Origin of the sequence: Pseudomonas sp. SO81 (assembly GCF_030374125.1) — a bacterium.
Lineage (GTDB): Bacteria > Pseudomonadota > Gammaproteobacteria > Pseudomonadales > Pseudomonadaceae > Aquipseudomonas.
Genome location: NZ_CP126126.1, coordinates 3386846 through 3412921, shown reverse-complemented (window position 1 = coordinate 3412921; position 26076 = coordinate 3386846). Strand labels below are relative to the sequence as shown.

Sequence of the window (26076 nt, the reverse complement as noted above, 5' to 3'; positions counted from 1 at the left end):
CCTCAGGGCCGGTTTTTTATTGCCCGCGATTCTTTGACAGGGCATGAAAAAGCCGGAGCAAGCTCCGGCTTTTTGGCTTACTGCGCTACCCAGGGCAGGATCGGAATGGCCGTCACCGCATTCTGCGGACTGCCCTCGATCACCCGATCGCTGTACACCAGATAGACCAGCGTATTGCGTTTCTCATCGAAGAAGCGCACCACCTGCATGGTCTTAAATACCAGCGAGGTGCGCTCCTTGAACACCTCCTCGCCATCCTTAAGCTTGCCGGTGAAGTGAATCGGCCCGACCTGGCGACAGGCGATGGACGCCTCGGCCCGATCCTCGGCCAGACCCAGGCCACCCTTGACGCCGCCAGTCTTGGCACGCGACAGGTAGCAGGTCACCCCCTCCACTTTCGGATCGTCGAAGGCCTCGACCACGATCTTGTCGTTCGGACCGACCCACTTGAATACCGTGGAGACCTCACCGACCTCCTCCGCCTGCGCCACCAGCGGCAGCACCAGGCACGCAGCCAGCAATTCCTTCGCAATGCGCATCGCGCTATCTCCTCAGACCAGAATCAGATTATCCCGATGCACCAGCTCCGGCTCGTCGACATAGCCCAGCAGCTTCTCGATGGCATCGGAAGGCTGGCCGACGATCTTCTGTGCCTCGAGAGCACTGTAGTTGGCCAGTCCGCGCGCGATCTCACGCCCATCCGGACCGACACAGACCACCATCTCGCCACGCCGGAAGCTGCCCTGCACTTCGCGCACACCGACCGGCAGCAGACTCTTGTGATCGACCGCCAGCGCCTTCACCGCCCCCGCATCCAGCACCAGCGTGCCGCGAGTCTGCAGATGCCCGGCCAACCACTGCTTGCGCGCCGCCAACATGCCGCGCTCGGGCGCCAGCAGCGTCCCCAGACGCTCACCCGCCTTGAGTCGATCCAGAACGCGCTCGATACGCCCACCGACGATAACCGTATGCGCACCGGAACGCGCCGCCAGACGCGCCGCACGCAGCTTGGTCTGCATGCCGCCACGCCCCAAGGCACCGCCGGTACCGCCCGCCACCGCATCCAGGGAAGGATCGTCGGCACGCGCCTCGAAGATCAGCTGCGCATCGGGATTGTGCCGCGGGTCGGCATCGAACATGCCGTCGCGGTCGGTGAGGATCACCAGCAGGTCGGCCTCCACCAGGTTGGCCACCAGCGCCGCCAGGGTGTCGTTGTCGCCGAAGCGGATCTCGTCGGTGACCACCGTGTCGTTCTCGTTGATCACCGGCACGGTGCCGAGATCGACCAAGGTGCGCAGGGTGCTGCGCGCATTCAGGTAGCGCTTGCGGTCGGACAGATCGTCATGGGTCAGCAGCACCTGAGCCGTGTGCCTGCCATGCTCGGCAAAGCTCGACTCCCAGGCCTGCACCAGCCCCATCTGCCCCACTGCTGCGGCGGCCTGCAGCTCATGAATGGCACTCGGTCGAGCTGACCAGCCCAGCCGACTCATGCCCGCCGCCACGGCGCCGGACGATACCAGCACCAGCTCCACGCCCGCCTCGCGCAGAGCGACCATCTGCTCGACCCACACCGCCATCGCGGAACGATCCAGGCCACGCCCATCGGCGGTCAGCAGCGCACTACCGATCTTCACCACCCAGCGCTGCGCGCCGGTCACCTTGTCCCGCATGATGCCCTCTACCCAAGCCAGTCAGCACAACGCCGCTATAAAGCGGCGCTGCACGATACCCATTGTCAGTCCCGAACGTAAATGATCTCGGGACCGTCTTCGTCATCCTCGAAGTCATCCCAGTCATCGTCGTCGCCAACATCATCGACGCTCTTCAGACCGGCCTTGCGCAGAGCACGCTTGTCGTCCAGCGCCTGCAGACGGGCACGCGCCTCGTCTTCGATGCGGCGATCCAGCTCCGCCAGCTCTGCAGCGAACGCCGGCTCTTCGGCAATACGGATGGCGCGCTCATCCATGTAGCGCATGATCGCCTGACTCAGCGCCTCGGTACCCTCGCTCTCCAGCGCGGAGATGACGAATACCGGACCCTTCCAGTCGAGGCGCTCGACTACCGCACGCATGCGCTCCTCGCGCTCGTCGTCGAGCAACTGATCGCACTTGTTCAGCACCAGCCAGCGCTCGCGCTCGGCCAGCGCCGGGCTGAATTTCTCCAGCTCGCTGATGATGACCTCGGCAGCGTCGGCCGGATCGCTCTGATCCAGCGGCGCCATATCCACCAGGTGCAGCAACAGGCGAGTGCGCGCCAGGTGCTTGAGGAAGCGAATACCCAGGCCAGCACCCTCGGAGGCCCCCTCGATCAGCCCCGGAATGTCGGCGATGACGAAGCTCTTGTAGCGACCGACACTGACCACACCCAGGTTCGGCACCAGGGTGGTGAAGGGATAGTCGGCAACCTTCGGCTTGGCCGCGGAGACCGAGCGAATGAAGGTGCTCTTGCCGGCGTTCGGCAGACCCAACAGGCCGACATCCGCCAGCACTTTCAGCTCAAGCTTGAGGTCGCGCTGCTCACCCGGCTTACCCGGCGTAGTCTGGCGCGGCGCCCGGTTGGTGCTGGACTTGAAGCGGGTGTTGCCCAGGCCATGCCAGCCACCTTGAGCCACCATCAGGCGCTGGCCCGGCTTGGTCAGGTCGCCAATGACCTCCTGGGTCGTCGCATCGATGACGGTGGTGCCGACCGGCACCGGCAGGATCAGGTCCTCACCCTTGGCGCCCGTGCACTCGGTGCTGCCGCCCTTCTCACCGTTCTGCGCATGGAAGCGACGGGTGTAGCGGTAGTCGACCAGGGTATTGAGGTTCTCGTCGGCCTCGAGGAACACCGAGCCGCCGTCACCGCCGTCGCCGCCGTTGGGGCCACCCTTCTCGATGAACTTCTCGCGACGGAAGCTCATCATGCCGTTACCGCCGTCGCCGGCTTTTACAAATATCGAAACTTCGTCGACGAATTTCATTCGGGTTGCCTCCCACCGCAGCGGCGGGCCAGTGAACTCAGGAATACAGGATACACAGAAACAAAAAAGCCCCGTCGCGAGACAGGGCTTTTTCAGCAAACGCGACCTTAGGCGGTCACGATGCTCACGTAACGGCGGTTGAACTCGCCCTTCACGTCGAACTTGATCACGCCATCGACTTTCGCGAACAGGGTGTGATCCTTGCCCATGCCAACGCCGTAGCCAGCGTGGAATTGGGTGCCGCGCTGACGCACGATGATGTTGCCGGCCTTGATGACCTGGCCACCGTACATTTTCACGCCAAGGCGTTTACTTTCTGAGTCGCGGCCGTTACGAGTACTACCGCCAGCTTTTTTGTGTGCCATGAGTCATAGCCTCCTAAAAGGGGATCAGGCCTGGATGCCGGTGATCTTGATTTCGGTGAACCACTGACGGTGGCCCTGACGCTTCATGTGGTGCTTACGGCGGCGGAACTTGATGATGGTCACTTTGTCGTGACGGCCTTGGGAGACCACTTCAGCAACAACCTTGGCACCATCGACCACCGGAGCGCCGATTTTCACGTCGTCACCGTTGCCAACCAGCAGAACGCGGTCGAAAGTCACGGATTCGCCGGTGGCGACTTCCAGCTTCTCGACCTTGAGGAATTCACCTTCGGCGACTTTGTACTGCTTGCCACCGGTAACAATTACTGCGTACATGGATTTTTCTCCGTTAAACCTGCTCACCCGACTCTTTATAGGAAGAGTTATTGGCCGGCATGGCTGCATGGGGCCGGAACTGACGCCCGTGCAATTGCGTAAGGCAGGGAGTGCCCATAGAAGTTTGGGGCCGCGATTGTACGGAAAGCCGAGAACAGAGGCAAGCCCCGCCAGGCCTTGCCTTGACAGCCCATAACCCGACCCATAGCATGCCGCGCAGCCCGGTCGGCCCAGCCCGGCCCGCCATTTTGCCGCCCTCCGCCCTGCGAGGCAGCCGGCCCCGTTCCAGGAGCTCCCCTCACCGATGCAAGCCCAGGCCTTCCACAGCGTGGTCGCGGACGATTTCACCGCCGTCGACGGCATCATCCGCCAGCAGCTGAAGTCCCACGTGCCTCTGGTGGAGAAGATCGGCGACTACATCATCTCGGCCGGCGGCAAGCGTCTGCGCCCGCTGCTGGTCTTGCTCAGCGGCAAGGCCCTGGGCTACCAGGCCGACGATCTGCGCCTGCTGGCCGCGACCATCGAGTTCCTGCACACCGCCACCCTGCTGCACGACGACGTGGTCGACATGTCCGGCATGCGCCGCGGTCGCGCCACCGCCAACGCCCAGTGGGGCAACGCGCCGAGCGTGCTGGTCGGCGACTTCCTCTATTCGCGCTCGTTCGAGATGATGGTCGAGCTCGGCTCCATGCCAGTGATGCGCATCCTCTCGCGCGCCACCCGGGTGATCGCCGAGGGCGAAGTGCTGCAGCTGTCCAAGGTACGCGACGCCAGCACCACGGAAGAGACCTATATGGAGGTCATCCGCGGCAAGACCGCCATGCTGTTCGAGGCCTCCACCCACGCTGCCGCCGCCCTGGCCGGCAGCTCCGAAGCTCAAAGCGAAGCCCTGCGCCACTTCGGCGACCACCTGGGCATCGCCTTCCAGCTGGTGGACGACCTGCTCGACTACCAGGGCGATGCGGCCACCCTCGGCAAGAACGTCGGTGACGACCTGGCCGAAGGCAAGCCGACCCTGCCGCTGATCTACACCATGCGCGAAGGCAGTGCCGAACAGGCCGCCCTGGTGCGCACCGCGATCCAGAAGGGCGGCATCGAGGACCTGGAAAGCATCCGCGCCGCCGTACAGGCCTCCGGCTCGCTGGACTACACCGCCAACCTGGCTCGCGAGCACGCCGACAAGGCCATCGCCTGCCTCGAAGCGCTGCCGGACAACGCCTATCGCGACGCCCTGATCGAGCTGAGCCGCTTCGCCGTCGCCCGCACTCACTGAGCCGGCACAGCGCCCAGAAGAGCCCGTCCCTGTGACGGGCTTTTTATTGCCCGACAAAAGGGTGCGATTGAGGCTTGCTATTTCGATAATAGGAATTATTCTCATATCCATCAAATGGATGACAAGGAGATGAGCCATGACCTATCTGATCGACGCCTGGCTGGATCGCCCGCATCCCTATCTGCGCATTCTCAATCGCGAGACGGGTGAGGTATGCGCCGTGCTGGAAGAGGAAGCCATCGGCGAGCTGCGAGATCAGGGCGATCTCGACCTGGCCAGCCTCAACTCGTGCGAGCCCGGGGCCCTGAAGGAGCTGGTCCGCGGCCTGTTCCTGTTCTGCTATGCCCGAGCACTGCGACCACAGGGCGAGCTGCACTGAGCGACGCTCGACGAGGGCGACCAACGCGGGTCGGCCTCGCCGGCAAGCCCGGCACCAGGGAAGGTGCCGGGAGACACGCGGGGCAATGATGCTCTCGCAGGTGCCCGGGGCAGGTCAGGATGACCAGCCGGGCATCGCCTCTTACAGAATGTCGAGCAGCTCGACGTCGAACACCAGCACGCTGTGCGGCGGGATGCTGCCGGCAGCCTGGCCACCATAGGCCAGCTCGCTCGGTACATGCAGGCGCCATTTGCTGCCGGTGTTCATCAGTTGCAGGGCCTCGACCCAGCCGGCGATCACGCCGCCCACGGGGAATTCGGCCGGCTGGCCGCGCTCGTAGGAGCTGTCGAACACGGTGCCATCGATCAGGGTGCCGTGGTAGTGGGTACGCACATGGTCCTCGCGGGACGGCTTGGCGCCCTCGCCCGCCACCAGCACTTCGTACTGCAGGCCGGACGGCAGCACGGTCACGCCTTCGCGCTTGGCATTCTCGACCAGGTACTCGCGGCCGGCACCGGCAGCGGCCTCGGCCTTGGCGGCGGCCTCGGCCTGCATCACTTCGCGGATCACCCGGAAGCTGGCGTTCAGCGCTTCGGGGGAAACCTGGCTGGGCTGACCGTTGAAGGCGTCGCGCAGGCCGGCCACGATGGCCTCCAGGCTGGCGCCGGGCGGCGGGTTGTCGCGCAGCTGGTCGCCCAGTTGGCGGCCGATGCCATAGCTCACACGGGTTTCGTCGGTAGACAGGTTGAGTTCGGACATCGCCGGGGCTCCAGATGGGGGTCGAAAAAGGCCGGCCAGACTAGCACAGCCATCCACAAACGAAACCGCCCGGGCGTCTCGCAACGACCGGGCGGCGGGTACGGCTCGGCTGACTCAGTGATCGTGCTTGGTCAGCTTGTCCAGATAGCCCATGGCGAAGGCTGAGACCACAAAGGCCATATGGATGATCACGTACCACTTCAGGTATTCGGTTTCGATGTTCTTGGCATCCATGAATACGCGCAGCAGATGGATGGACGAAATAGCCACGATGGACGCGGCCACCTTCATCTTCAGCGAGCCGGAATCCATCTTGCCCAGCCAGTTGAGCTTCTCCTTGCCCTCATCGATATCCAGCTGGGAGACGAAGTTCTCGTAGCCGGAGATCATCACCATCACCAGCAGGCCGCCGACCAGGGCCATGTCGATCAGCGACAGCAGCACCAGAATCAGGTCCGACTCTGCCAATGAGAAGATATTGGGCAGGATATGGAAGATCTCCTGGAAGAACTTCAGCGCCAGCGCCAGCAAGCCCAGCGACAGGCCGAAATAGATTGGCGCCAGCAACCAGCGCGAAGCGTACATCGCGTTTTCGATAAAGCGTTCCATGGAAATCCATCCTCAAAAAAACTGGTCGCGAGTATACCCAGCCAGCCCTCGCGGGCAAGGCGACAAACGTTGCGGATTTTTATCCCCGCTTACTGTGGATAACCTTGTGGGCAGGTGCGGGAAGGATGGCTGCATACCACTCGTCGCGGGAGGTCGTCACGGGTTGGGCAAAAAGCGCTCAGTCGGGCGCTCAACTCTCCGGGCGGAACTGATAGTCGCCCAGATGGCGGCAGCCCTCACCATTGAGCTTGCGCAGCTCGGCGCGCAGATGCAGGCACCAGATCATCGGCTCCGTGCAGGGCTCATAGCCCTGCACCGCCAGGCACTGGGCGATCGAATCGAGCACCGCCTCGGCCACCAGAGGCCCGTGGAATGGGCCTTGCGCCTTGATCGCCGAAGGCTGCGCGGCGGACATACCGGCCGCGCACAACAGCGTCCACAGACCACGTCCGCCGGCCAGCGGACGAATCTCGCATTCGATGCGGGTAGTCAGGCCGAGGCACTGACGGGTGAGACAGAGGCTGCGCGGCATGACGGCGGTCCTCGCAAGGTCTGGCTTTCAGCCTACACCCCGGCGCGCCGATTCGGGAAGGTAAAGTTATCCCCGCGCCTTGTGGATAACTCTGTGGATGGAGCGGGGGAAAACCGGCTGCGACGACGCCCGCTGCGGGCGTCGTCGGAATGCGCAGTGACTGACCAGTTGTCGCGCGACTGGCAGCGTCACTCCTTGGACGTTTTGGCCGCCGGCTTGGCCCGGGTCTTCACTTCCTTGATCTTCGGCTCCTTGTCCTTCTCGTCCTCCTCCAGGCCCATCTCGGCGATGCTGCGCAGACGCTCCACCACCCGCGCGTTGACGCTGCCCTTGGGGAACTGGCCCTTGGCATCCGGCGCGCCAGCCGGCTCGCCCAGCAGCAGGCCGAGCGCCTCGTCGACATGGCGCACGGCATAGACATGGAACTGGCCATTGCGCACCGCCTGCAGCACCCGCTCGTCGAGCATCAGGTTGCTGACATTGGAGTGCGGGATGATCACCCCCTGCTCGCCAGTCAGGCCGCGGGCCTCGCAGAGGCGGAAGAAGCCTTCGATCTTCTCGTTGACCCCACCGACCGCCTGCACCTCGCCGAACTGGTTGATCGAGCCGGTGATGGCGAAGCACTGCCTGAGCGGCGTGCGCGAGAGGGCGGAGATCAGTGTGCAGACCTCGCCCAGCGAGGCACTGTCGCCATCCACATAACCGTAGGACTGCTCCAGAGCGATGCTCGCGGAAATCTCCAGGGGGAATTCCTGGGCATAGCGACTGCCGAGGAAGCCGGTGACGATCATCACCCCCTTGGAGTGGATCGACTGGCCCAGGCTGACCTCGCGCTCGATATCAACGATGCCCGAGCCGCCCGGATAGACGGTAGCGGAGATGCGCGCCGGCACGCCGAAGGCCGAGTCGCCGACCTGCAGCACGGTGAGGCCGTTGCACTTGCCAATGGCCGAGCCGGCCGTATCGATCAGGATGATGCCGGCCAGCATATCGTCGATGATCCGCGCCGAGACCCGCCCGGTGCGGTCGGACTTGGCCTTCAGCGCCCGTTCGATATGGCCGACGTCGGTGGTCGCATCATTGGCCAGCTGGCGCACGAAGTCGGCCTCGCTGACCAGCTGGAACAGGTCGCCGATGCGCGCCGACAGACGCCCCTGATGCTCGGCCAGGCGCGCACTGTAGGTGGCCAGACGCGCCACGGCGGCCGCCGTCAGCGGCGCCATGCCCTCCTCCGAGGTGCGGGTCTTGAGCAGTTGGGCGAACTGTTCGAGGCTATCGTCGGCGACCGGGATCTCCTCGTCGAAGTCCACCAGCACGCGGAACATCTCCTGGAAGTCCGAATCCAGGTCCTGCAGCGTGTAATACAGCTGGCGCGAGCCGATGATGATGACCTTGAGCTGCAGCGGGATCAGCTGCGGGGTCAGGGTCACGGTGGCGATGCGGCCGAGATCGCCGAGCGGCGACTCCATCTTCAGCTGGCGCGAATGCAGGGCGCGCTTGAGCGCGTCCCAGACGAAGGGTTCGCTGAGCAGCTTCTCCGCCTCGACGATCAGATAGCCGCCGTTGGCCCGGTGCAGCGCACCCGGGCGCAGCTGGCGGTAGCTGGTGTAGAGCGCGCCCTGGTCGGTGTTGTACTCGATGCGGCCGAACAGGTTGTCGTAGGTCGGGTGCGACTCGAACACCACCGGCGCGCCGCCGTCGGCGTGATGGCCGACCACCAGGCTGGGACTGTACTGCTCCTCGAGCATCTCGCGGCGCTGGGCGTCCGGCTTGTCGTCCAGCAACTGGTCGACCACCGTCTTCAGCAGGTTGACCTGCACCGCCTGCAGATAGGCGCAGACGCCGGCATTCTCCGCATATTGCTCACACAGCGGCGCCAGCAATGGCTGCAGGGCCAGGGTGATGGTTTCTTCATTGAGCTGGCGCAGCTGGTTGCTGGTCTCGCGCTTCCATTGCGGCAGGCTGGCCAGGCCCTCGTTGAGGCGCTCCTCCAGCTCGGAGATGTCCTCGTGGAAGCGTTCGCGCTCGGCCTCCGGCAGCTGGGCGAAGTCCGCCTCGTCCAGGGCCTTGCCATCCTTCATCGGGGTGAAGGCGATGTTGCTGCTGTCGCGATACAGGGCGACGTCCTTCTCCAGCGCAAGCTTCTCGATCAGGTCCAGGGCCTTGTCGTAGCGCTGGTTGAAGATGCGGTCGATGGCGCTCTTCTTCTGCTGGTAGGTGGGCGTCTCGAACACTGCCGGGAAGGTCGCCAGCAGGTTGTCGATCAGGTGGCCGATATCGGCGATGAAGGCCGCCGCGGTGCCGGCCGGCAATTCCAGCGCGCGGGGTTCGCGCGGCTCATCGAAATGGTTGACGTAAACGCGGTCCACCGGCGTGGCCTGGCGCTTGGCCTCGGCCTTGAGATAGCGCTGCACGAACGAGAAGCGACCGGTGCCCGGCTCGCCCATGACATACACGTTGTAGCCTGGGCGCGGCATCGCCACGCCGAACTGCAACGCCTCCACCGCGCGCTCCTGGCCGAGCACGCCGCGGAAAGGTTCCAGATCGTCGGTGGTGGTGAAGTTGAACTGGTCGGGGGCGCAGGGGCGGGTCAGGGCATCGGGCGCCAGGCGCAGGCTGGCAGCGAAGGATTCGGGCATCGGAAGTCCTTGTCGAAGCGGGCTAGCCGCGAGATGGAGCCATTCTGGCGCCGCCTCGGCGCCGCTGGCAAGGCGCGCGTCAGACGCCGGCGCGGTCGGCGCAGGCCAGGCAGAACTCCGCCGCCGGCAGGGCCTGCAACCGCGCCTGCTCAATCTGCTCGCCACAGCGCTGGCACTGCCCATAACTGCCATCGGCCAGATGCAGGCGGGCCAGCCCGACCAGGCGCAAGCCCGCCTGCGCCTCGGCCAGCAGGGCGTGCAGCACCTCGTCGTTCTGCCGCTCACCCGCCTGCTCGGCGAAGTCCGCGCTGCGCTGCAGGCCGAGATCATGATGAATGGCATTGGCGCGCCGGCTGTACTCGTCGTACAGCCGGTCCAGCGCGGCGTGGGGATCGAAGCTGGTCATGGCAGCCTCCTCGCGGGTGATGTTTTCAGTGTGGCCCGTTCTGCCAACCCTGCATTGACTGGGAGCAAGGCGCACAATGGGCCATCGAACCTGCGGGAAAGCATCATGCAAGATTCCTCTCCCCAGCTGCTGGAAGTCGCCGGCGGCAAGCCGATCAAGCTCTGGACCCGTGGCGTGCCGGTGGAGGACGCCGCGCGCCAGCAGCTGATCAACACGGCGAAACTGCCGTTCATCTTCAAGCATCTGGCGGTGATGCCGGACGTGCACCTGGGCAAGGGCTCGACCATCGGCAGCGTGATTCCCACGCTCGGCGCCATCGTCCCCGCCGCCGTGGGCGTGGACATCGGCTGCGGCATGATCGCCGCGCGCACCTCGCTGAGCGCCGCCGACCTGCCCGACAACCTGTACGGCCTGCGCAGCGCCATCGAAAAGGCGGTGCCCCACGGCAAGACGTTCGGCAAGCACGACCAGGGTGCCTGGAACGATGTGCCGGCCCAGGCGGACCAGGCGTGGAAGGCCCTGGCCGGGCGCTTCAGGCGCATTACCGAGAAGTACCCGCGCCTGGAGAAGACCAATAACCGCCAGCACCTCGGCACCCTGGGCACAGGCAATCACTTCATCGAGGTCTGCCTGGACGAGGCGCAGCGCGTCTGGTTCATGCTGCACAGCGGCTCGCGCGGCGTGGGCAACGCCATCGGCACGCATTTCATCGAGCTGGCCCAGGCCGACATGCGCCAGCACATCGCCAACCTGCCGGACAGGGACCTGGCGTACTTCGAGGAAGGCAGCCGCCACTTCGCCGACTATGTGGAGGCGGTGGAGTGGGCCCAGGACTACGCCAGGCAGAACCGCGCCCTGATGATGCTCGCCGTGATCGCGGCGGCCCGCCAGGTGATCCGCAAGCCCTTCGAGGCGCAACTGGAAGCGGTCGACTGCCACCACAACTACGTGCAGCGCGAGCAGCACTTCGGCCGCGAGGTGCTGGTCACCCGCAAGGGCGCGGTGTCGGCGCAGCGCGGCCAGCTCGGCATCATCCCCGGCTCGATGGGCGCCAAGAGCTTTATCGTGCGCGGTCTGGGCAACGCCGAGGCGTTCTGTTCCTGCAGCCATGGCGCCGGCCGGGTGATGAGCCGCACGGCGGCGAAGAAACGCTTCTCAGCGCAGGACCAGCAGCGCGCCACCGCCCACGTGGAATGTCGCAAGGACAAGGACGTGATCGACGAAATCCCCATGGCCTACAAGGACATCGACGCGGTGATGGCCGCCCAGCGCGACCTGGTGGAGGTGGTGCATACGCTGCGCCAGGTGGTATGCGTCAAGGGCTGAGGGCAATCATGACGCTGATCGTCATGGGCCCCGCCGGCAGCGGCAAGAGCACCATCGGCCAGGCGTTGGCGGCGCGCCTGCAATGGGACTTCATCGACGCGGACGACCTCCACGACGCCTCGGCCAAGGCCAAGATGAGCACAGGCAAGGCGCTCACCGATGCCGACCGGCGCCCCTGGCTGCAGGCGATTCACGAGGCGATAGTGGCCCATCGGCACAGTGGCCGGCCGCTGGTCTGCGCCTGCTCGGCCCTGACGCGCGAGTATCGGCAACTCCTCGCCCAGGGCGACCCAGACGTTCACTTCCTCTATCTCGACGGCCCGGCGGAACTGCTGGCCGCACGGCTGCGCCAGCGACAGGGGCATTTCTTCGCGCCACAGTTGCTGGAGAGCCAGCTGGAGCTGCTGCAACCGCCACAGGCGGGCGAGGCCATGGTTCTCGATAGCCGCCGCCCGCCCGAGGCAATAGTCGAGCAGATAGTCGAACACCTGGGCATGAAAAAGGGGCCCTGAGGCCCCTTTTCCTTGGCTGATGCCGGTCGCTTACTGCGCCAGCTTCTTGTAACGCACGCGGTGCGGCTGCGCGGCGGCGTCGCCCAGGCGTTTCTTGCGATCGGCCTCGTACTCGGTGTAGTTGCCCTCGAAGAACTCGATGTGCGAGTCGTCCTCGTACGCCAGGATGTGGGTGGCCACGCGGTCCAGGAACCAGCGATCGTGAGAGATCACGATGGCGGCGCCGGGGAAGTCGAGCAGCGCCTCTTCCAGGGAACGCAGGGTTTCCACGTCGAGGTCGTTGGACGGTTCGTCGAGCAGCAGCACGTTGGCGCCCTGCTTCAGGGTCAGGGCCAGGTGCAGACGGCCGCGCTCACCACCGGAGAGGTCCTTGACGAACTTCTGCTGGTCACCGCCCTTGAAGTTGAAGCGGCCAACGTAGCCGCGCGACGGGACTTCATAGTTGCCGATCTTGATCATGTCGAAACCGTCGGACACGGCTTCCCACACGGTCTTGCTGCCGTCCAGGTCGTCGCGGCTCTGGTCCACGCAGGCCAGCTGCACGGTATCGCCCAGCTCGATGCTGCCGGAATCCGGGGTTTCCTTGCCCATCAGCATGCGGAACAGGGTCGACTTACCGGCACCGTTACCGCCGATCACGCCGACGATGGCGCCTTTCGGGATGCTGAACGACAGGTTGTCGATCAGGACGCGGTCGCCGTAGCCCTTGGTGACGTTCTTGAAGTCGATGACCTTGTCGCCCAGGCGCGGACCGGCCGGGATGTAGATCTCGTTGGTCTCGGCGCGCTTCTGGAATTCCTGCGACTGCATCTCCTCGAAGCGCTGCAGACGGGCCTTGGACTTGGACTGGCGGGCCTTGGCACCTTTGCGCACCCACTCCAGTTCGTCCTTCATGGCCTTCTCGTGGGCCGATTGCTGCTTGGATTCCTGGGCCAGACGCTCGGACTTGGCTTCCAGCCAGCCGGAGTAGTTGCCTTCGTACGGAATACCGGCGCCGCGGTCGAGCTCGAGGATCCAGCCGGCAACGTTATCGAGGAAGTAGCGGTCGTGGGTGATCGCCACCACGGTGCCCGGGAAGTCGTGGAGGAAGTGCTCCAGCCAGGCCACCGAGTCGGCGTCCAGGTGGTTGGTCGGTTCGTCCAGCAGCAGCATGTCGGGGGCCGACAGCAGCAGGCGGCAAAGCGCCACGCGGCGCTTCTCGCCACCGGACAGGTGTTCGATGCGCGCGTCCCAGGCCGGCAGGCGCAGGGCGTCCGCAGCGACTTCCAGCTGGCGCTCTAGGTTGTGACCGTCACTGGCCTGCAGGATGGCTTCCAGCTTGGCCTGCTCGGCGGCCAGGGCGTCGAAGTCGGCATCCGGCTCGGCATAGGCGGCATACACCTCGTCCAGGCGGGCCTGGGCCTGCTTGATCTGGCCTACGGCCTCCTCGACGATCTCGCGCACGCTCTTGCTCGGGTCGAGCTGCGGCTCCTGCGGCAGGTAGCCGACGTTGATGCCGGGCATGGCGCGGGCTTCGCCGTCGAACTCGGTGTCGACGCCGGCCATGATGCGCAGCAGGGTCGACTTACCGGCGCCGTTGAGGCCGAGTACGCCGATCTTGGCGCCCGGGAAGAACGACAGGGAGATGTTCTTGAGGATTTCCCGCTTCGGCGGCACGACCTTGCCGAGCCGATGCATGGTGTAGACGTATTGAGCCATGGATGACCTTGGTTCTGCGTAACTGAGGGATTGAGAGGTAAATGCGCCAGCGACCGACCGGCCGCTGAGCAATACTCTGGGGCAGGGAGCATCATAGCTCCGCGCGCCCACGCGCGTGCGGCAAAGCTACCGGAATGCTCCCGGAGGGGCAAACCGGACCCGATGGACAGTGATAGCACTTGGCCGCTTTTCCGGGCATGCTACGCGGTTCCGATTGCCAGGCAAGGCCCCGATCCGGCAGCTGTATCAGCAGGGTTATACGCGTGTCACGATCCCGCCCTCCTTCTTCCCGTTCTTCTGGCGATCCGCTCGCCCGGCCCCACCGTGGTTCGCTGAAAGGCGCCCTGGGGCTGCTGGTCGCGCTGATGCTCGGCCTGCTGCTGTGGCAGCTGCAGCAGGAGGCCAGCAACCAGGAGCAGAGCGAGCGACGCCATCACCTGGACCACGCCGAGCAGCAGCGCAACCACCTTGGCCTGACCATGCGTCTCAAGGCCGAGGCCGGCCTGGCCTTCCTCGCCACCGCGGCGGACCGGCCGCTGGCGGCGGACGAGCAGAGCGTACTGCTGCAGCGGCTGCGCGGCGTCTTCCCGGCCCTGCACAGCCTGGTGTGGTTCGATGCCGGCGGAAAACCGCTGGTGGACAGCCAGCCGACCCTCGGCAACCCGGTGCCCTTCGTCAGCGACCAGCCCTATCACTTCGCCCAGGACCGCGGCCTGCTGCTGCTCGACCTGCCACGCCCCGATCACCAGGGCGGCTGGCGCGTGCGCCTGCGGGACCAGGCCCTGCGCAACTGGTTGCCGCCACAGACCGCCGAGACGCCCTGGCTGCTGCTGGACAGCGTCAGCGGCCAGGTGATGTTGCGCCAGCCCGTGAACGAGGGGGCCGCCCAGCCCAGCGCCAGCGAGAGGGAGCAGATCATCGCCGAGCTGCCGGTAGCGGGCAGTGACTGGAAGCTGGTCCCCCTGTTCGACGCCAATACCCTGCGTGCCGAGCTGCTGCCGCGCCAGGCCAGCAAGCTGCTGCTGTTCATCCTCTGTGGCGCCCTGGCCCTGCTCGCCCTGTTCGGCCTGCTGCGCGAGCAGAGCCGCCTGCGCGCCTACCACGCGCTGTCGCGCCGCTCCATGGAAGACGCCATCGGCGCCCTCGGTGCCATCGACGAGCGGGTACTGGTGACCCAGCCCGACGGCCATATCAGCTACCTCAACCCGCGGGCCGAGCGGATGTTCGGCCTGGATCTGGCCACCGCCAGCGAGATGCACGTGCTGCAGCTGCTGCCGGCGCTGGCACCCTGGCTGGAGAGCGCCTTCCACGAGCAGGCCGAGCCCATCGAGGTGCTGCTCGACGGCGAACGGCGCCTGTTCGACGTGACCTGCCACGCCCTCTACACCGACAACCCCGAGCCGGGCCGCGCCTGGGTACTGCGCGACGTGACCGAGGAACGCCAGGCCCTGCATGTGCTGGAGGACACCCGCCGGCGCTACCAGGACATCTTCGAAGGCAGCGGCGTGGCCCTCTGCGTGCTCGACCTGCTCGACCTGCGCCTCTTCCTCGAGGCCCAGGGCCTGCAGCACAGCAGCCAGCTGCAGACCTGGCTGAACCTGGACCCGCAGCACCATGTCGAGCTGCTGCAGCGCATCCGCATCAGCGAAGTGAACAAGGTGGCCCTGCAACTGCTCGGCGTGGACAGCCCCGACCAGGTCTGGGACCACCTGATCGGCTACGCCCCGCTGCGCCAGGGCGGCGCCCGCCATGCGCTGATCACCACCCTGCTCGACGGCGAGCGCGACATGATGGTCGAGAGCCGCATGCACACGCCCCAGGGCCACGAGCGCTACGTGTGGCTCAACCTGCAGCTTCCCGAGAGCCGCGACGAACTGCGCGCGGTAACCCTCAGCGTGCACGACATCACCAGCCGCAAGCGTGTGGAGCTGTCGCTGGTGGAGCGCGAGCGCTTCTGGTCCGACGTGCTGCGCTCGGTGCCAGACACCCTCTACGTGCACGACATGAGCACCATGCGGGTGATGTTCAGCAACAACCGCCTGGGCCCGGACCTGGGCTACAGCAAGGAAGAGATGCGCCGCTTCGGCGACAAGCTGTGGGAGAAGATCCTGCACCCCGACGACGTCGAGCTGTACCAGCGCCTGCGCAACCTGCAGAAGGTGGTCGGCCAGGGCCAGCAGCTGCATTTCCAGCTGCGCTGGCGCCATCGCGACGGCAGCTGGCACTGGTTCGACATCCGCGAGCATGCCCTCAGCCGCGACCGCCACGGCCGGGTCAGCCGCCTGATCGGCGTGGCCAAGGACATCACCGGCGAGATCGCCGCCCAGGCCAGCCTGAGCGACAGCGAGCGGCGCTATCGCCTACTGGCGGAGAGCATCAGCGACGTGATCCTGTCCACCGACAACACGCTGCAGCTCAACTACGTCAGCCCGTCGGCCAAGACCTTCTTCGGCTACAGCCCGGAATGGCTGCTGGACAACGGCCTGCTCGGCACCGTGACCAACCCACGCCAGCTGGCCAGCCTGCTGCAACTGATCGAGCAGGTGCGCGGCGCCCTCAACGAGGCGGACAAGCTGGCCCGCCTGCAGACCAGCCTGGCCGGACGTACCTTCATCTTCGACTGTCTGCGCGCCGACGACCGCAAGATCACCGTGGAGATGCGCCTGTCGCTGATGTGGGACGAACAGGACCGTTTCGAGGGCGTGCTCGGCATCGGCCGCGACATCACCCAGCAGCGCCGCGCCGAGCGCGACCTGCGCATGGCGGCCACGGTATTCGAACACTCCACGGCGGCGATCCTGGTCACCGATCCGGCCGGCTACATCGTGCGCATCAACGAGACCTTCCAGCGCCTCACCGGCTATGCCGGCGCCGAGGTGCTCGACCAGCTGCCGGGCATGCTCACCGCCGACCGCCAGCAGGCTGCCCAGTTCGCCTACATCCTCACCCAGCTCAACCAGCACGGCAGCTGGGAGGGCGAGCTATGGCTCAAGCGCAAGAACGGCGAGCAGTTCCCGGCCTGGGTCGGCATCACTGCGGTGCACGACGAAGACGGCGACCTGGCCAGCTACGTGTGCTTCTTCAACGACATCAGCGAGCGCAAGGCCAGCGAACAGCGCATCCACCGCCTGGCCTACTACGACGCCCTGACCCTGCTGCCCAACCGCACCCTGTTCCAGGACCGCCTGCACACCGCCCTGCAGCATGCCGAACGGCACGACGAGTGGGTGGTGCTGATGTTCCTTGATCTCGACCGCTTCAAGCCGATCAACGACTCCCTGGGCCACGCCGCCGGCGACCGCATGCTCAAGGACGTGGCCGTGCGCTTGGCCGCCTGCGTCGCCGAGGACGACACGGTGGCGCGCATGGGCGGCGACGAGTTCACCCTGCTGCTGCAGGCGCGCAACACCCGTGCCGGTGCGCTGAACCGCGCCATCCATGTGGCCGAGCAGATCCTGGCCAGCCTGGCCCAGCCCTTCGTCCTGCAGGGTCGCGAGTTCTTCGTCACCGCCAGCATCGGCATCGCCCTGGCGCCGCAGGACGGCGACGAGCTGAGCCAGCTGATGAAGAACGCCGACACGGCGATGTACCACGCCAAGGAACGCGGCAAGAACAACTTCCAGTTCTACCAGGCGGAGATGAACGCCACCGCGCTGCAGCGCCTGGAGCTGGAGAGCGACCTGCGCCACGCCCTGGAGCAGAACCAGTTCCTCCTCTATTACCAGCCGCAGCTTTCCAGCGACGGCAAGCGCCTGACCGGCGTCGAGGCCCTGCTGCGCTGGCAGCACCCGCGCCGCGGCCTGGTGGCGCCGAACGAGTTCATTCCGGTACTGGAAGAACTGGGCCTGATCGCCCAGGTCGGCGACTGGGTGCTCGCCCAGGCCTGCCGCCAGCTAAAGGCCTGGCACGAGGCGAAGGTGCGAGTGCCCAAGGTCTCGGTCAACCTCTCCGCCCGCCAGTTCGCCGACGGCCAGCTGGGCATGCGCATCTCGCGCATCCTCGGTGCCAGCGGCCTGCCGCCGGCCTGCCTGGAGCTGGAGCTGACCGAGAGCATCCTGATGAACGACGTCGGCGAGACCATGCAGGTGCTGGCCAGCCTGAAGAAGCTCGGCCTGTGCATCGCGGTGGACGACTTTGGCACCGGCTACTCGTCGCTCAACTACCTCAAGCAGTTCCCCATCGACGTGCTGAAGATCGACCGCAGCTTCGTTGACGGCCTGCCCGAGGGCGAGCAGGACGGCCAGATCGCCCGCGCCATCATCGCCATGGCCCACAGCCTGGGCCTGGCGGTGATCGCCGAGGGCGTGGAGACCCAGGAGCAGCTGGACTTCCTGCGCGACCACGACTGCGACGAGGTGCAGGGCTACCTGTTCGGCAAGCCGATGGCGGCCGCCCAGTTCGAGACCCAGTTCGGCGGCAATGCCCTGTTCATGCTGACCTGAGTGGCGGCAGCGGGCCGCGTGAGGCCCGCTTGTCCGGCACTTGACCGCCATTCATGTGCCAGTGCGCGGCACATCGGGTAGAATGCGCGCCTTCCTTAGAACCTGTTCACGATCGCTGGGCGTCGGCCATGCGTCATTGGACAGACTCTTACTACCGCCCGCTGATTGATCAGGTGACCACCATGTTCAGCCGTGATTTGACCATTGCCCGCTACGATGCAGAACTCTTTGCCGCCATGGAGCAGGAAGCCCAGCGCCAGGAGCATCACATCGAACTGATTGCCTCCGAGAACTACACCAGCCCGGCGGTGATGGAAGCCCAGGGCAGCGTGCTGACCAACAAGTACGCCGAAGGCTATCCGGGCAAGCGCTACTACGGTGGTTGCGAGTACGTCGACGTGGTCGAGCAGCTGGCCATCGACCGCGCCAAGGAGCTGTTCGGCGCCGACTACGCCAACGTCCAGCCGCACGCCGGCTCCCAGGCCAACGCCGCCGTCTACCTGGCCCTGCTGTCGGCCGGTGACACCATCCTCGGCATGAGCCTGGCCCACGGCGGCCACCTGACCCACGGCGCCTCCGTCTCCTCCTCCGGCAAGCTGTACAACGCCGTGCAGTACGGCATCACCGACGCCGGCCTGATCGACTACGACGAAGTCGAGCGCCTGGCCGTCGAGCACAAGCCGAAGATGATCGTTGCCGGCTTCTCCGCCTACTCCCAGGTGCTGGACTTCGCCCGCTTCCGCGCCATCGCCGACAAGGTCGGTGCCTACCTGTTCGTCGACATGGCCCACGTGGCCGGTCTGGTCGCCGCCGGCGTGTACCCGAACCCGGTTCCCTTCGCCGACGTGGTCACCACCACCACCCACAAGACCCTGCGCGGCCCGCGCGGCGGCCTGATCCTCGCGCGCAAGAACGAAGAGATCGAGAAGAAGCTCAACTCCGCCGTCTTCCCGGGCGCCCAGGGTGGCCCGCTGGAGCACGTGATCGCCGCCAAGGCCATCTGCTTCAAGGAAGCCCTGCAGCCCGAGTTCAAGGCTTACCAGCAGCAGGTCGTGAAGAACGCCCAGGCCATGGCCAACGTGTTCATCGAGCGCGGTTTCGACGTGGTCTCCGGCGGCACCCAGAACCACCTGTTCCTGCTCTCGCTGATCAAGCAGGACATCACCGGTAAGGACGCCGACGCCGCCCTGGGTCGCGCCTTCATCACCGTGAACAAGAACAGCGTGCCGAACGACCCGCGTTCGCCCTTCGTCACCTCCGGCCTGCGCATCGGCACCCCGGCCGTCACCACTCGCGGCTTCAAGGAAGCCGAGTGCAAGGAACTGGCCGGCTGGATCTGCGACATCCTGCAGAACATGGGCGACGAGTCCGTGGTCGACGCGGTACGCGAGAAGGTCAAGGCCGTCTGCGCCAAGCTGCCGGTTTACGGATAACCGGCGCCAAAGTCGTGACAAGAAGCCCGGCAATCGCCGGGCTTTTTTGTGCCCGTGCCGTTTTCCTGACATAGCGATTAGGAAGAATAAATAAGCATATCTATCAAAGAGTTGGATCGGTAAATCGGCAAAACATGACTTTCCGGCCAATTCTCTGACGGAAGGTCGTCGCCACCCCGCCGGAAAGGCCTTAAACCATCTCCCTTTCAATCCGAACCGCTATTACCAAGCGGGGGATTAGCCGGGGGGACTGAACCATGGTTTTCGACGCGAAGGCTTACGGGGCACTGGGCGATGGAGTCGCCGATGACACTGCGGCCATTCAGGCGGCCATCGATGCCGCCTTCACCGCGGGAGGCGGTGTGGTCTACCTGCCGGAGGGGGTCTACCGGATCAGCGGCGATGGCACGGGGGCCGGCAACTGCCTGACCATGCACAGCCAGGTCGACATGATTGGTGCCGGCATGGGCAGCACCGTGCTCAAACTGGTGGACGGCTCCGCCCTGCCCCTCCTGGGCATGATCGGCTCGCCCACCGGGGAAGTGCTGCAGGGCGTCGGCATCAGCGACCTGAGCCTCGACGGCAATCGCGGCAACAGCAGCGGCGAAGTCAACGGCTGGCACCTCGCCGCCAGCACAGCCGGCATCAGCGGCAATCTGAGCATCGAGCGGGTTGAGGTTCGCGACGTATCGGGGAGCGGCTTTCGTGTCGATGGCCAGACCTCGCACCTGCTGATCAAGGAGAGCGTGGCCCATGGCAATGGCCAGGACGGCTTCGTCAGCCGGGACTCAAATAGTGGTTACTATGCCGACAACCAGGCCTACGGCAACGACGGCAACGGCTTTGCCCTCGACACGCACCATTCGGCCCTGACCTTCACCAACAACGATGCCTTCGCCAACGGTGCCAATGGCCTGCTCGTCACCGGCGACGCCGACACGCAGCCGGACTCGCCCCTGCTGATTCTCGGCGGCGAGCTGCAGGACAACGGGCAGGCCGGCATCGCGCTGCAGCAAGCCAGCGAGGTGCGTGTGGAAGGCGCGCTGATCGGCGGCAACGGCGGCCCGGGCATCTTGCTCTCCGGCGCCAGCCACAACCAGATCATCGCCAACCAGCTGCAGGGCAACGCCCAGTCGGGCCCGGGGCCGGAGATCCTGGTCGAGGCCGATGCCAGCGGCGGTATTACGGTCGTATCCAGCCACAACCTCATCGAGCAGAACCTGATCAGCGGCGGCCCCGGCTCCACTTACGGTGTGCTGGAGGTCGCCGATGGCAGCCACGCCACCGGCGTCTACGCCAACCAGATCGAGGCGATGCTCAGCGGCCAGGCCCTGCTGCATGCAGCGGACAGCCGGCTGTCCAGCGACCCCAGCCACGAACTGCTGGTTCAGGTCGTCGGCAGCGAGGACAGGGACAGGCTGGCCGGCGGCGAGGCCGACGAACGCCTGCTCGGCCTGGACGGCAACGACTCTCTGGCCGGCGGCGCAGGCAACGATGTACTGGTCGGCGGCGCCGGACGCGACACGCTCACCGGCGGCAGCGGCGCAGATATCTTCCGTTACGCGGCGTCGGCGGACAGCTATCGCACCGGCAGCGGCGCGTTCAGCGACCATATCGTTGACTTCGATGCCGCCCTGGACCGCATCGACCTCTCCGAACTGGGCTTCAGCGCGCTCGGCAACGGCCTTGATGGCACCCTGCGCCTGAGCTACAGCAGCGCCAGCGACCGTACCTACCTGAGCTCGCTGGCAAGCGACGCCGAGGGCCGCTACTTCGAGCTGGCCATCCAGGGCAACCATCTGAGCACCTTGAGTTCCGCCAATATCCTGTTCAATGGCAACGTAGCCCCCAACGCGGCGCCGGTTCTCCACGAGGCCTTGCCGAACCAGACCATAACGGAAAATCAGGTATTCACCTTCGGCTTCTCGGCTAGCAACTTTTCCGACCCCGACGGCGACACGCTGAGCTACAAGGCCACCCTCGGCAATAGCACGGCCCTGCCCTCCTGGCTGAGATTCGATGCCGCCACGCTGTCGTTCAACGGCCTACCCGGACTTGGCAATGCCGGCATCTATGAGATCAAGGTCAGCGCCGGCGACGGGCGCGGCGGCAGCCTCGCCAACAGCTTCCTGCTGGTGGTAGACGAAGCGCCCGCCGGCACACCAACCCTGCACGGCAGCGCAGGCAATGACCTGCTGCTTGGCACCTCCGCCAATGAGACCCTGCTGGGCCTGGGTGGCGCCGACACTCTCATGGGCGGAGCGGGCCACGACATGCTGGTCGGCGGGCTGGGCCGCGACACCCTCACCGGCGGCGACGGCGTGGACACCTTCCGCTTCGACACGCTGCACGACAGCTATCGCAACGGCAGCCCGAGCTGTGACCTGATCACCGACTTCGACCCCACGACCGACCGCATCGACCTCAGCGCCCTCGGCTTCAGCGGCCTGGGCAACGGGCTCAACGGCACCCTGGCGCTCAGCTACAGCGCCGCCAGCGACCGCACCTACCTGCGTTCACTGGAAACCGACGCCAACGGCGACCGCTTCGAGCTGGCCCTGCAGGGCAACCATCTCGACACGCTCAACGGCAGCAACCTGTTCCTCGTCACCCCGCCACCGCCACCGCCCGGCACCATCACCCCGCCCCCGCCGACACCGGTCGGCACGCCCGGCGACGACGTGCTGAACGGTACCGATGCCAGCGAGCTGCTGCTCGGCCATGCCGGTGCGGACAAGATCAATGGCGGAGGTGGCAACGACATCATCGATGGGGGCGCCGGCAAGGATGTACTCACCGGCGACGATGGCGCCGACGTCTTCCGCTTCACCGAGCTGCTCGACAGCTTTCGCAACTACGGCCCAGCCAACATCAGCGCGGCCGACACCATTACCGATTTCACGGTGGGCGTGGACAAGATCGACCTGTCGGCCCTGGGCATCACCGGTCTGGACGACGGCTACAACCACAGCGTCTACCTGACGCTCAACGAAACCGGCACCAAGACCTCGATCAAGTCCCGCGAGCCGGATGCCGACGGCAACACCTTCGAGCTGGCGCTCAACGGCAATCACATCGGCACGCTGAGCGAAGCCGATTTCATCTTTGCCGATCCCACCCCGCAGACCACCCTGTTCATCCCCACCCTGGGTCAGTCCAACTCCCGCGCGCTGCGCATGCAGGGCGAGGATGACGACTCCGGCATCACCGAGATGATCAAGCAGCTGAAGCTCTATACCGACTTCGATCGGGTGGAGAGCCTGTTCTCCGACGCGGCGGGAGAGCCGATCGACATCGCGGTCGGCGGCAGTACGGTCACCGGTAGCTCGACGGCCAGCGAGGCGGAACGGGCCAAGTCCTGGTGGTACAGCGACACCGACCAGCCCGGACAGGCGCTGCTGAATGCCGTAGCCAATCTCGGCAGCCAGCTGGCAGCGCTCCAAGCCCAGGGCCCGGTCACCTTCGCCATGGTCTGGGGACAGGGCGAAGACGACGCCATGACCTACGCCGCCGCCTCGGATAAGACCGCGGCAATCGAGCTGTACAAGGCCAACACGCTGAAGGTGTTCGACTACCTCAAGGCCCAGCTGGGAACCCCGGACGCGGTCTTCTACGTGATGCTCACCGGCGACTACCAGCAGCAGGGCGCCGACCTGCGCGGCTTCACCAGCGAGGAAATCGCCGAGGTAGTGGACGGCACCCAGGCCATCCGCCAGGCGCAGATGGAAATGGCCGCCGGCCGCAGCGACATCAAGATCGCCGTCGACTACACCGACCTGCCGATGCGCTACGAAGTGGACCCGCTGACCTATTATTACGATGTCTGGCACATGCATGACGATGCCAGCGAAATCATCGGGCAGCGCCTGGCCGACTTCATCGCCAATGACCTGGGCTACACCAGCAACCCCGGCGACAACAACGACCCCGACGCGATCTCCATGTACCCGGCCAACAAGGTCGTCGGCGGCCATGGCATCGACCAGCTCACGGGCACTCCCCTTGCCGACACCCTCGAGGGTGACGAGGGCGCCAACTATATGGCGGGCTATGAAGGCAGCGATGTGTACGTGGTCAACAATCCCGGCGACATCCTGTTCGAGAACGGCACGGGTGCCGAAGATCACGACACCGTCGTGTCGTCCATCAATTGGGTGCTGGGCGACAACCTGGAAAACCTGCTGCTGACCGGCCAGGCGCGCAACGGCACCGGCAACAGCCTCGCCAACATCATCGGCGGCAATGACGGGGACAACGTGCTCGACGGCGGCACGGGCGTGGACGTGCTGCTCGGCGGCAAGGGTTCGGACACCTACTTCGTCGACGACGCCGCCGATCGGGCGATGGAAGGCAGCAACGCCGGTTTCGACCGGGTGTTCAGCACCGCCTCCACCTACACCCTGTCATACAACCTCGAGGAGCTCTATCTCGTCGCACCCGGCAACTCCAATGGCACCGGCAATGCCCAGGACAACACCATCTACGCCAGCAGCGGCAATAACGTGATCAACGGTGGCGACGGCGTCGACACGCTGTCCTACGCCTTTGCCGAAGCCGGCGTGACGGTCAGGCTGACCACCTCCGCGGCGCAGAACACCGGCGGCTCGGGTTTCGACTCGCTGCGCCATCTGGAGAACCTGATCGGCAGCAACCATGCCGACAACCTGACCGGCGACGCCAACGACAACATCCTGCGCGGCGGTGCCGGCAACGACGTGCTCAACGGAGGGGGCGGCGACGACGTGCTCGACGGCGGCAGCGGGGCCGATCAGCTGAATGGCGGTGCCGGCGCGGATCGCTATGTCTTTACCTCGCTGAGCGATCTCGGCCTGGGCGACCTGGCCGACCTGATCAGCGGCTTCAATGGCGGTGAGGGCGACTGCATCGACTTCTCGGCGCTGGACGCCAACCCGCTGACCGCCGCCCGCGAGGCCTTCGAGTTCATCGGCAACCAGGACTTCAGCGCCACCAATGCCACCGGCCAGCTGCGTTTCGCCGACGGCGCCCTGTACGGCAGCATCAACGCCGACAGCGCGGCGGAGTTCACCATCCGCCTGCTCGGGGTCACGGAGTTCTCGCAGAACGACCTGCTCGGCTGAGCTGGCGCGACGACCGGATCGGCGCCGAGCTCAGGCCTGCAGCTCGGCGAAGCCGGCGCGGATCTGCTCCTCCGGCAGGTTGTCGCCGATAAATACCAGCACGCTCTCGCGTGGCTGATCCGCGGCCCAGGGCTCGTCCCAGTCGAAGCCGTACAGGCCGAGCACGCCCTGGAACACCAGGCGGCGCTCGTCGCCGGCCACGCTGAGCACGCCCTTGTAGCGCAGCAGCGCGTTACCGTGCTGCTCCAGCAGGCCCTCCATAAAGGCGCTGAGCCTGTCGAGATCCAGCGCCCGCTCGCTCTTCAGCACCAAGGTGGCGATGCGATCCGGCGTGGTCCCTGCGGGCGTCAGCGGGCGCGGATTGAGCGGACGCAGCGTCAGCGCCGGGCCGATATCGGCGTTGAGGTTGAAGCCACGGATATCCAGCAGCTCGGCCAGGTCGATGCGCCCATGCTCGACCACGCGGACCGGCGCACGCCGATTGATGCGCTGCAGGCGCTGGCTCAGGGCCTCGACCTGTTCGGCGCTGGCCAGGTCGGTCTTGCTCAGCAGGATGCGGTCGGCGAAACCGACCTGGGCCTGGGCGATGGTCTCCTGCAGATGGCGCTCGGCGTTCACCGCATCGACCAGGGTGACGATGCCGTCGAGCACGTAGCGCTGGGCCAGCTCCTCGTCGGCGAAGAAGGTCTGCGCCACCGGCGCGGGGTCGGCCAGGCCGGTGCACTCGATCACCAGGCGGTCGAAGGCCAGCTCGCCGGCGTCCAGCTTATCCAGCAGCAGGTACAGGGCCTTCTCCAGCTCGACATGGATCGAGCAGCAGACGCAGCCGTTGGCCAGGGTCAACAGCTCCACCGGCTTGTCGCCGAGCAGTTGGCCATCGATCGGCGTGTCGCTGAATTCGTTCTCGATCACCGCCAGCTTGAGGCCGTGCTCGGCCTGCAGCATATGGCGCAGCAGGGTGGTCTTGCCGGCACCGAGGAAGCCGGTGAGCACGGTGACGGGAATGGGTTCGGGATACATCGCGATCTCCAGAAAGACACGCGCCACGACTAGGCGTGGCGCGTGGGTAACAACCTGCCTCGATAAGCGCGGTAGCTTACCGGGTTCAGCAGCAGCGAATGGGCCGTCCTTTCCCTCCGCCGTAACGAGCTTCCTGGCGCTCACGGAAGAACGCCTCGTAGCTCATCACCGGCTTGTCCGGATGCTTCTTGGCCATGTGCTCCACATAGTTGTCGTAGTCGGGCATGCCCACCAGCATGCGGGCGGCCTGCCCGAGGTATTTACCCATGCGACTCAGGTCATTGAACAT

Annotated in this window: 20 protein-coding genes; 7 read left to right on the top strand and 13 right to left on the bottom strand. The window is 65.7% G+C overall.

Features of this window, described 5'->3' with window-relative positions:
- Nucleotides 1-77: 77 nt before the first annotated feature.
- The 5 genes from OH686_RS15920 to rplU all read right to left on the bottom strand — a co-directional run bounded on the left by OH686_RS15920 (nt 78) and on the right by rplU (nt 3660).
- Nucleotides 78-539: a CreA family protein gene (locus OH686_RS15920; RefSeq protein WP_289533848.1), complete on the bottom strand. Its 462-nt coding sequence runs from the start codon at nt 537-539 to the stop codon at nt 78-80.
- Nucleotides 540-551: 12 nt separating this feature from the next.
- Nucleotides 552-1670: a glutamate 5-kinase gene (gene proB / locus OH686_RS15915; RefSeq protein WP_289533846.1), complete on the bottom strand. Its 1119-nt coding sequence runs from the start codon at nt 1668-1670 to the stop codon at nt 552-554.
- Nucleotides 1671-1735: 65 nt separating this feature from the next.
- Nucleotides 1736-2959 (bottom strand): Obg family GTPase CgtA, encoded by a 1224-nt coding sequence (cgtA, locus tag OH686_RS15910; RefSeq protein ID WP_289533845.1) that lies wholly within the window; start codon nt 2957-2959, stop codon nt 1736-1738.
- A 107-nt stretch (nt 2960-3066) separates the two neighbouring features.
- Nucleotides 3067-3324, bottom strand: a complete 258-nt coding sequence (gene rpmA, locus OH686_RS15905) for a 50S ribosomal protein L27 (RefSeq protein ID WP_043308927.1) — start codon at nt 3322-3324, stop codon at nt 3067-3069.
- 24 nt (nt 3325-3348) lie between these two features.
- Nucleotides 3349-3660 carry a 50S ribosomal protein L21 gene (gene rplU, locus OH686_RS15900; protein ID WP_043308929.1) on the bottom strand — a complete coding sequence of 104 codons (312 nt, stop codon included), beginning with the start codon at nt 3658-3660 and terminating at the stop codon, nt 3349-3351.
- 304 nt (nt 3661-3964) lie between these two features.
- Between rplU and OH686_RS15895 the strand changes: the two genes are divergently transcribed.
- On the top strand, nt 3965-4933 hold the full coding sequence (locus OH686_RS15895) for a polyprenyl synthetase family protein (protein WP_289533842.1): 969 nt from the start codon (nt 3965-3967) through the stop codon (nt 4931-4933).
- A gap of 136 nt (nt 4934-5069) precedes the next feature.
- Nucleotides 5070-5312, top strand: a complete 243-nt coding sequence (locus OH686_RS15890; RefSeq protein WP_137970880.1) for a PA4570 family protein — start codon at nt 5070-5072, stop codon at nt 5310-5312.
- 141 nt (nt 5313-5453) lie between these two features.
- On the opposite strand, the gene bamJ is transcribed toward OH686_RS15890, so the two are convergent.
- The 5 genes from bamJ to OH686_RS15865 form a co-directional block, all read right to left on the bottom strand.
- Nucleotides 5454-6071, bottom strand: a complete 618-nt coding sequence (gene bamJ / locus OH686_RS15885; RefSeq protein ID WP_192399584.1) for a BamJ family beta-barrel-assembly machinery protein — start codon at nt 6069-6071, stop codon at nt 5454-5456.
- A gap of 114 nt (nt 6072-6185) precedes the next feature.
- Complete coding sequence (locus tag OH686_RS15880; protein WP_289533840.1) at nt 6186-6680, bottom strand: TIGR00645 family protein; 495 nt, start codon at nt 6678-6680, stop codon at nt 6186-6188.
- A 190-nt stretch (nt 6681-6870) separates the two neighbouring features.
- Entirely contained in the window at nt 6871-7212 is a 342-nt protein-coding gene (locus OH686_RS15875; protein WP_289533838.1) for a PA4575 family protein, read from the bottom strand.
- Nucleotides 7213-7400: 188 nt separating this feature from the next.
- Nucleotides 7401-9851, bottom strand: a complete 2451-nt coding sequence (locus OH686_RS15870; RefSeq protein WP_289533836.1) for a Lon protease family protein — start codon at nt 9849-9851, stop codon at nt 7401-7403.
- Nucleotides 9852-9930: 79 nt separating this feature from the next.
- Nucleotides 9931-10257 carry a TraR/DksA family transcriptional regulator gene (locus OH686_RS15865; protein ID WP_289533834.1) on the bottom strand — a complete coding sequence of 109 codons (327 nt, stop codon included), beginning with the start codon at nt 10255-10257 and terminating at the stop codon, nt 9931-9933.
- A 105-nt stretch (nt 10258-10362) separates the two neighbouring features.
- On the opposite strand from OH686_RS15865, the gene OH686_RS15860 reads away from it, so the two are divergent.
- Complete coding sequence (locus OH686_RS15860; protein ID WP_289533833.1) at nt 10363-11583, top strand: RtcB family protein; 1221 nt, start codon at nt 10363-10365, stop codon at nt 11581-11583.
- 8 nt (nt 11584-11591) lie between these two features.
- On the top strand, nt 11592-12095 hold the full coding sequence (locus OH686_RS15855) for a gluconokinase (RefSeq protein WP_289533831.1): 504 nt from the start codon (nt 11592-11594) through the stop codon (nt 12093-12095).
- A 30-nt stretch (nt 12096-12125) separates the two neighbouring features.
- Here OH686_RS15855 and ettA read toward each other — a convergent pair whose 3' ends face one another.
- On the bottom strand, nt 12126-13793 hold the full coding sequence (ettA, locus tag OH686_RS15850) for an energy-dependent translational throttle protein EttA (RefSeq protein ID WP_289533829.1): 1668 nt from the start codon (nt 13791-13793) through the stop codon (nt 12126-12128).
- 263 nt (nt 13794-14056) lie between these two features.
- On the opposite strand from ettA, the gene OH686_RS15845 reads away from it, so the two are divergent.
- The 3 genes from OH686_RS15845 to OH686_RS15835 all read left to right on the top strand — a co-directional run bounded on the left by OH686_RS15845 (nt 14057) and on the right by OH686_RS15835 (nt 24767).
- Nucleotides 14057-18235, top strand: a complete 4179-nt coding sequence (locus OH686_RS15845) for a sensor domain-containing protein (protein WP_502942745.1) — start codon at nt 14057-14059, stop codon at nt 18233-18235.
- Nucleotides 18236-18417: 182 nt separating this feature from the next.
- The gene (gene glyA / locus OH686_RS15840) at nt 18418-19668 is read left to right on the top strand and encodes a serine hydroxymethyltransferase (RefSeq protein WP_289539000.1); all 1251 of its coding nucleotides are present in this window, start codon (nt 18418-18420) and stop codon (nt 19666-19668) included.
- 257 nt (nt 19669-19925) lie between these two features.
- Nucleotides 19926-24767: a M10 family metallopeptidase C-terminal domain-containing protein gene (locus tag OH686_RS15835; protein WP_289533827.1), complete on the top strand. Its 4842-nt coding sequence runs from the start codon at nt 19926-19928 to the stop codon at nt 24765-24767.
- Between the two features lie 30 nt (nt 24768-24797).
- Here OH686_RS15835 and yjiA read toward each other — a convergent pair whose 3' ends face one another.
- Together yjiA and OH686_RS15825 are read right to left on the bottom strand one after the other, a co-directional pair.
- Nucleotides 24798-25787 carry a GTPase gene (yjiA, locus tag OH686_RS15830; protein WP_289533825.1) on the bottom strand — a complete coding sequence of 330 codons (990 nt, stop codon included), beginning with the start codon at nt 25785-25787 and terminating at the stop codon, nt 24798-24800.
- Nucleotides 25788-25872: 85 nt separating this feature from the next.
- Entirely contained in the window at nt 25873-26076 is a 204-nt protein-coding gene (locus OH686_RS15825; RefSeq protein ID WP_043308942.1) for a YbdD/YjiX family protein, read from the bottom strand.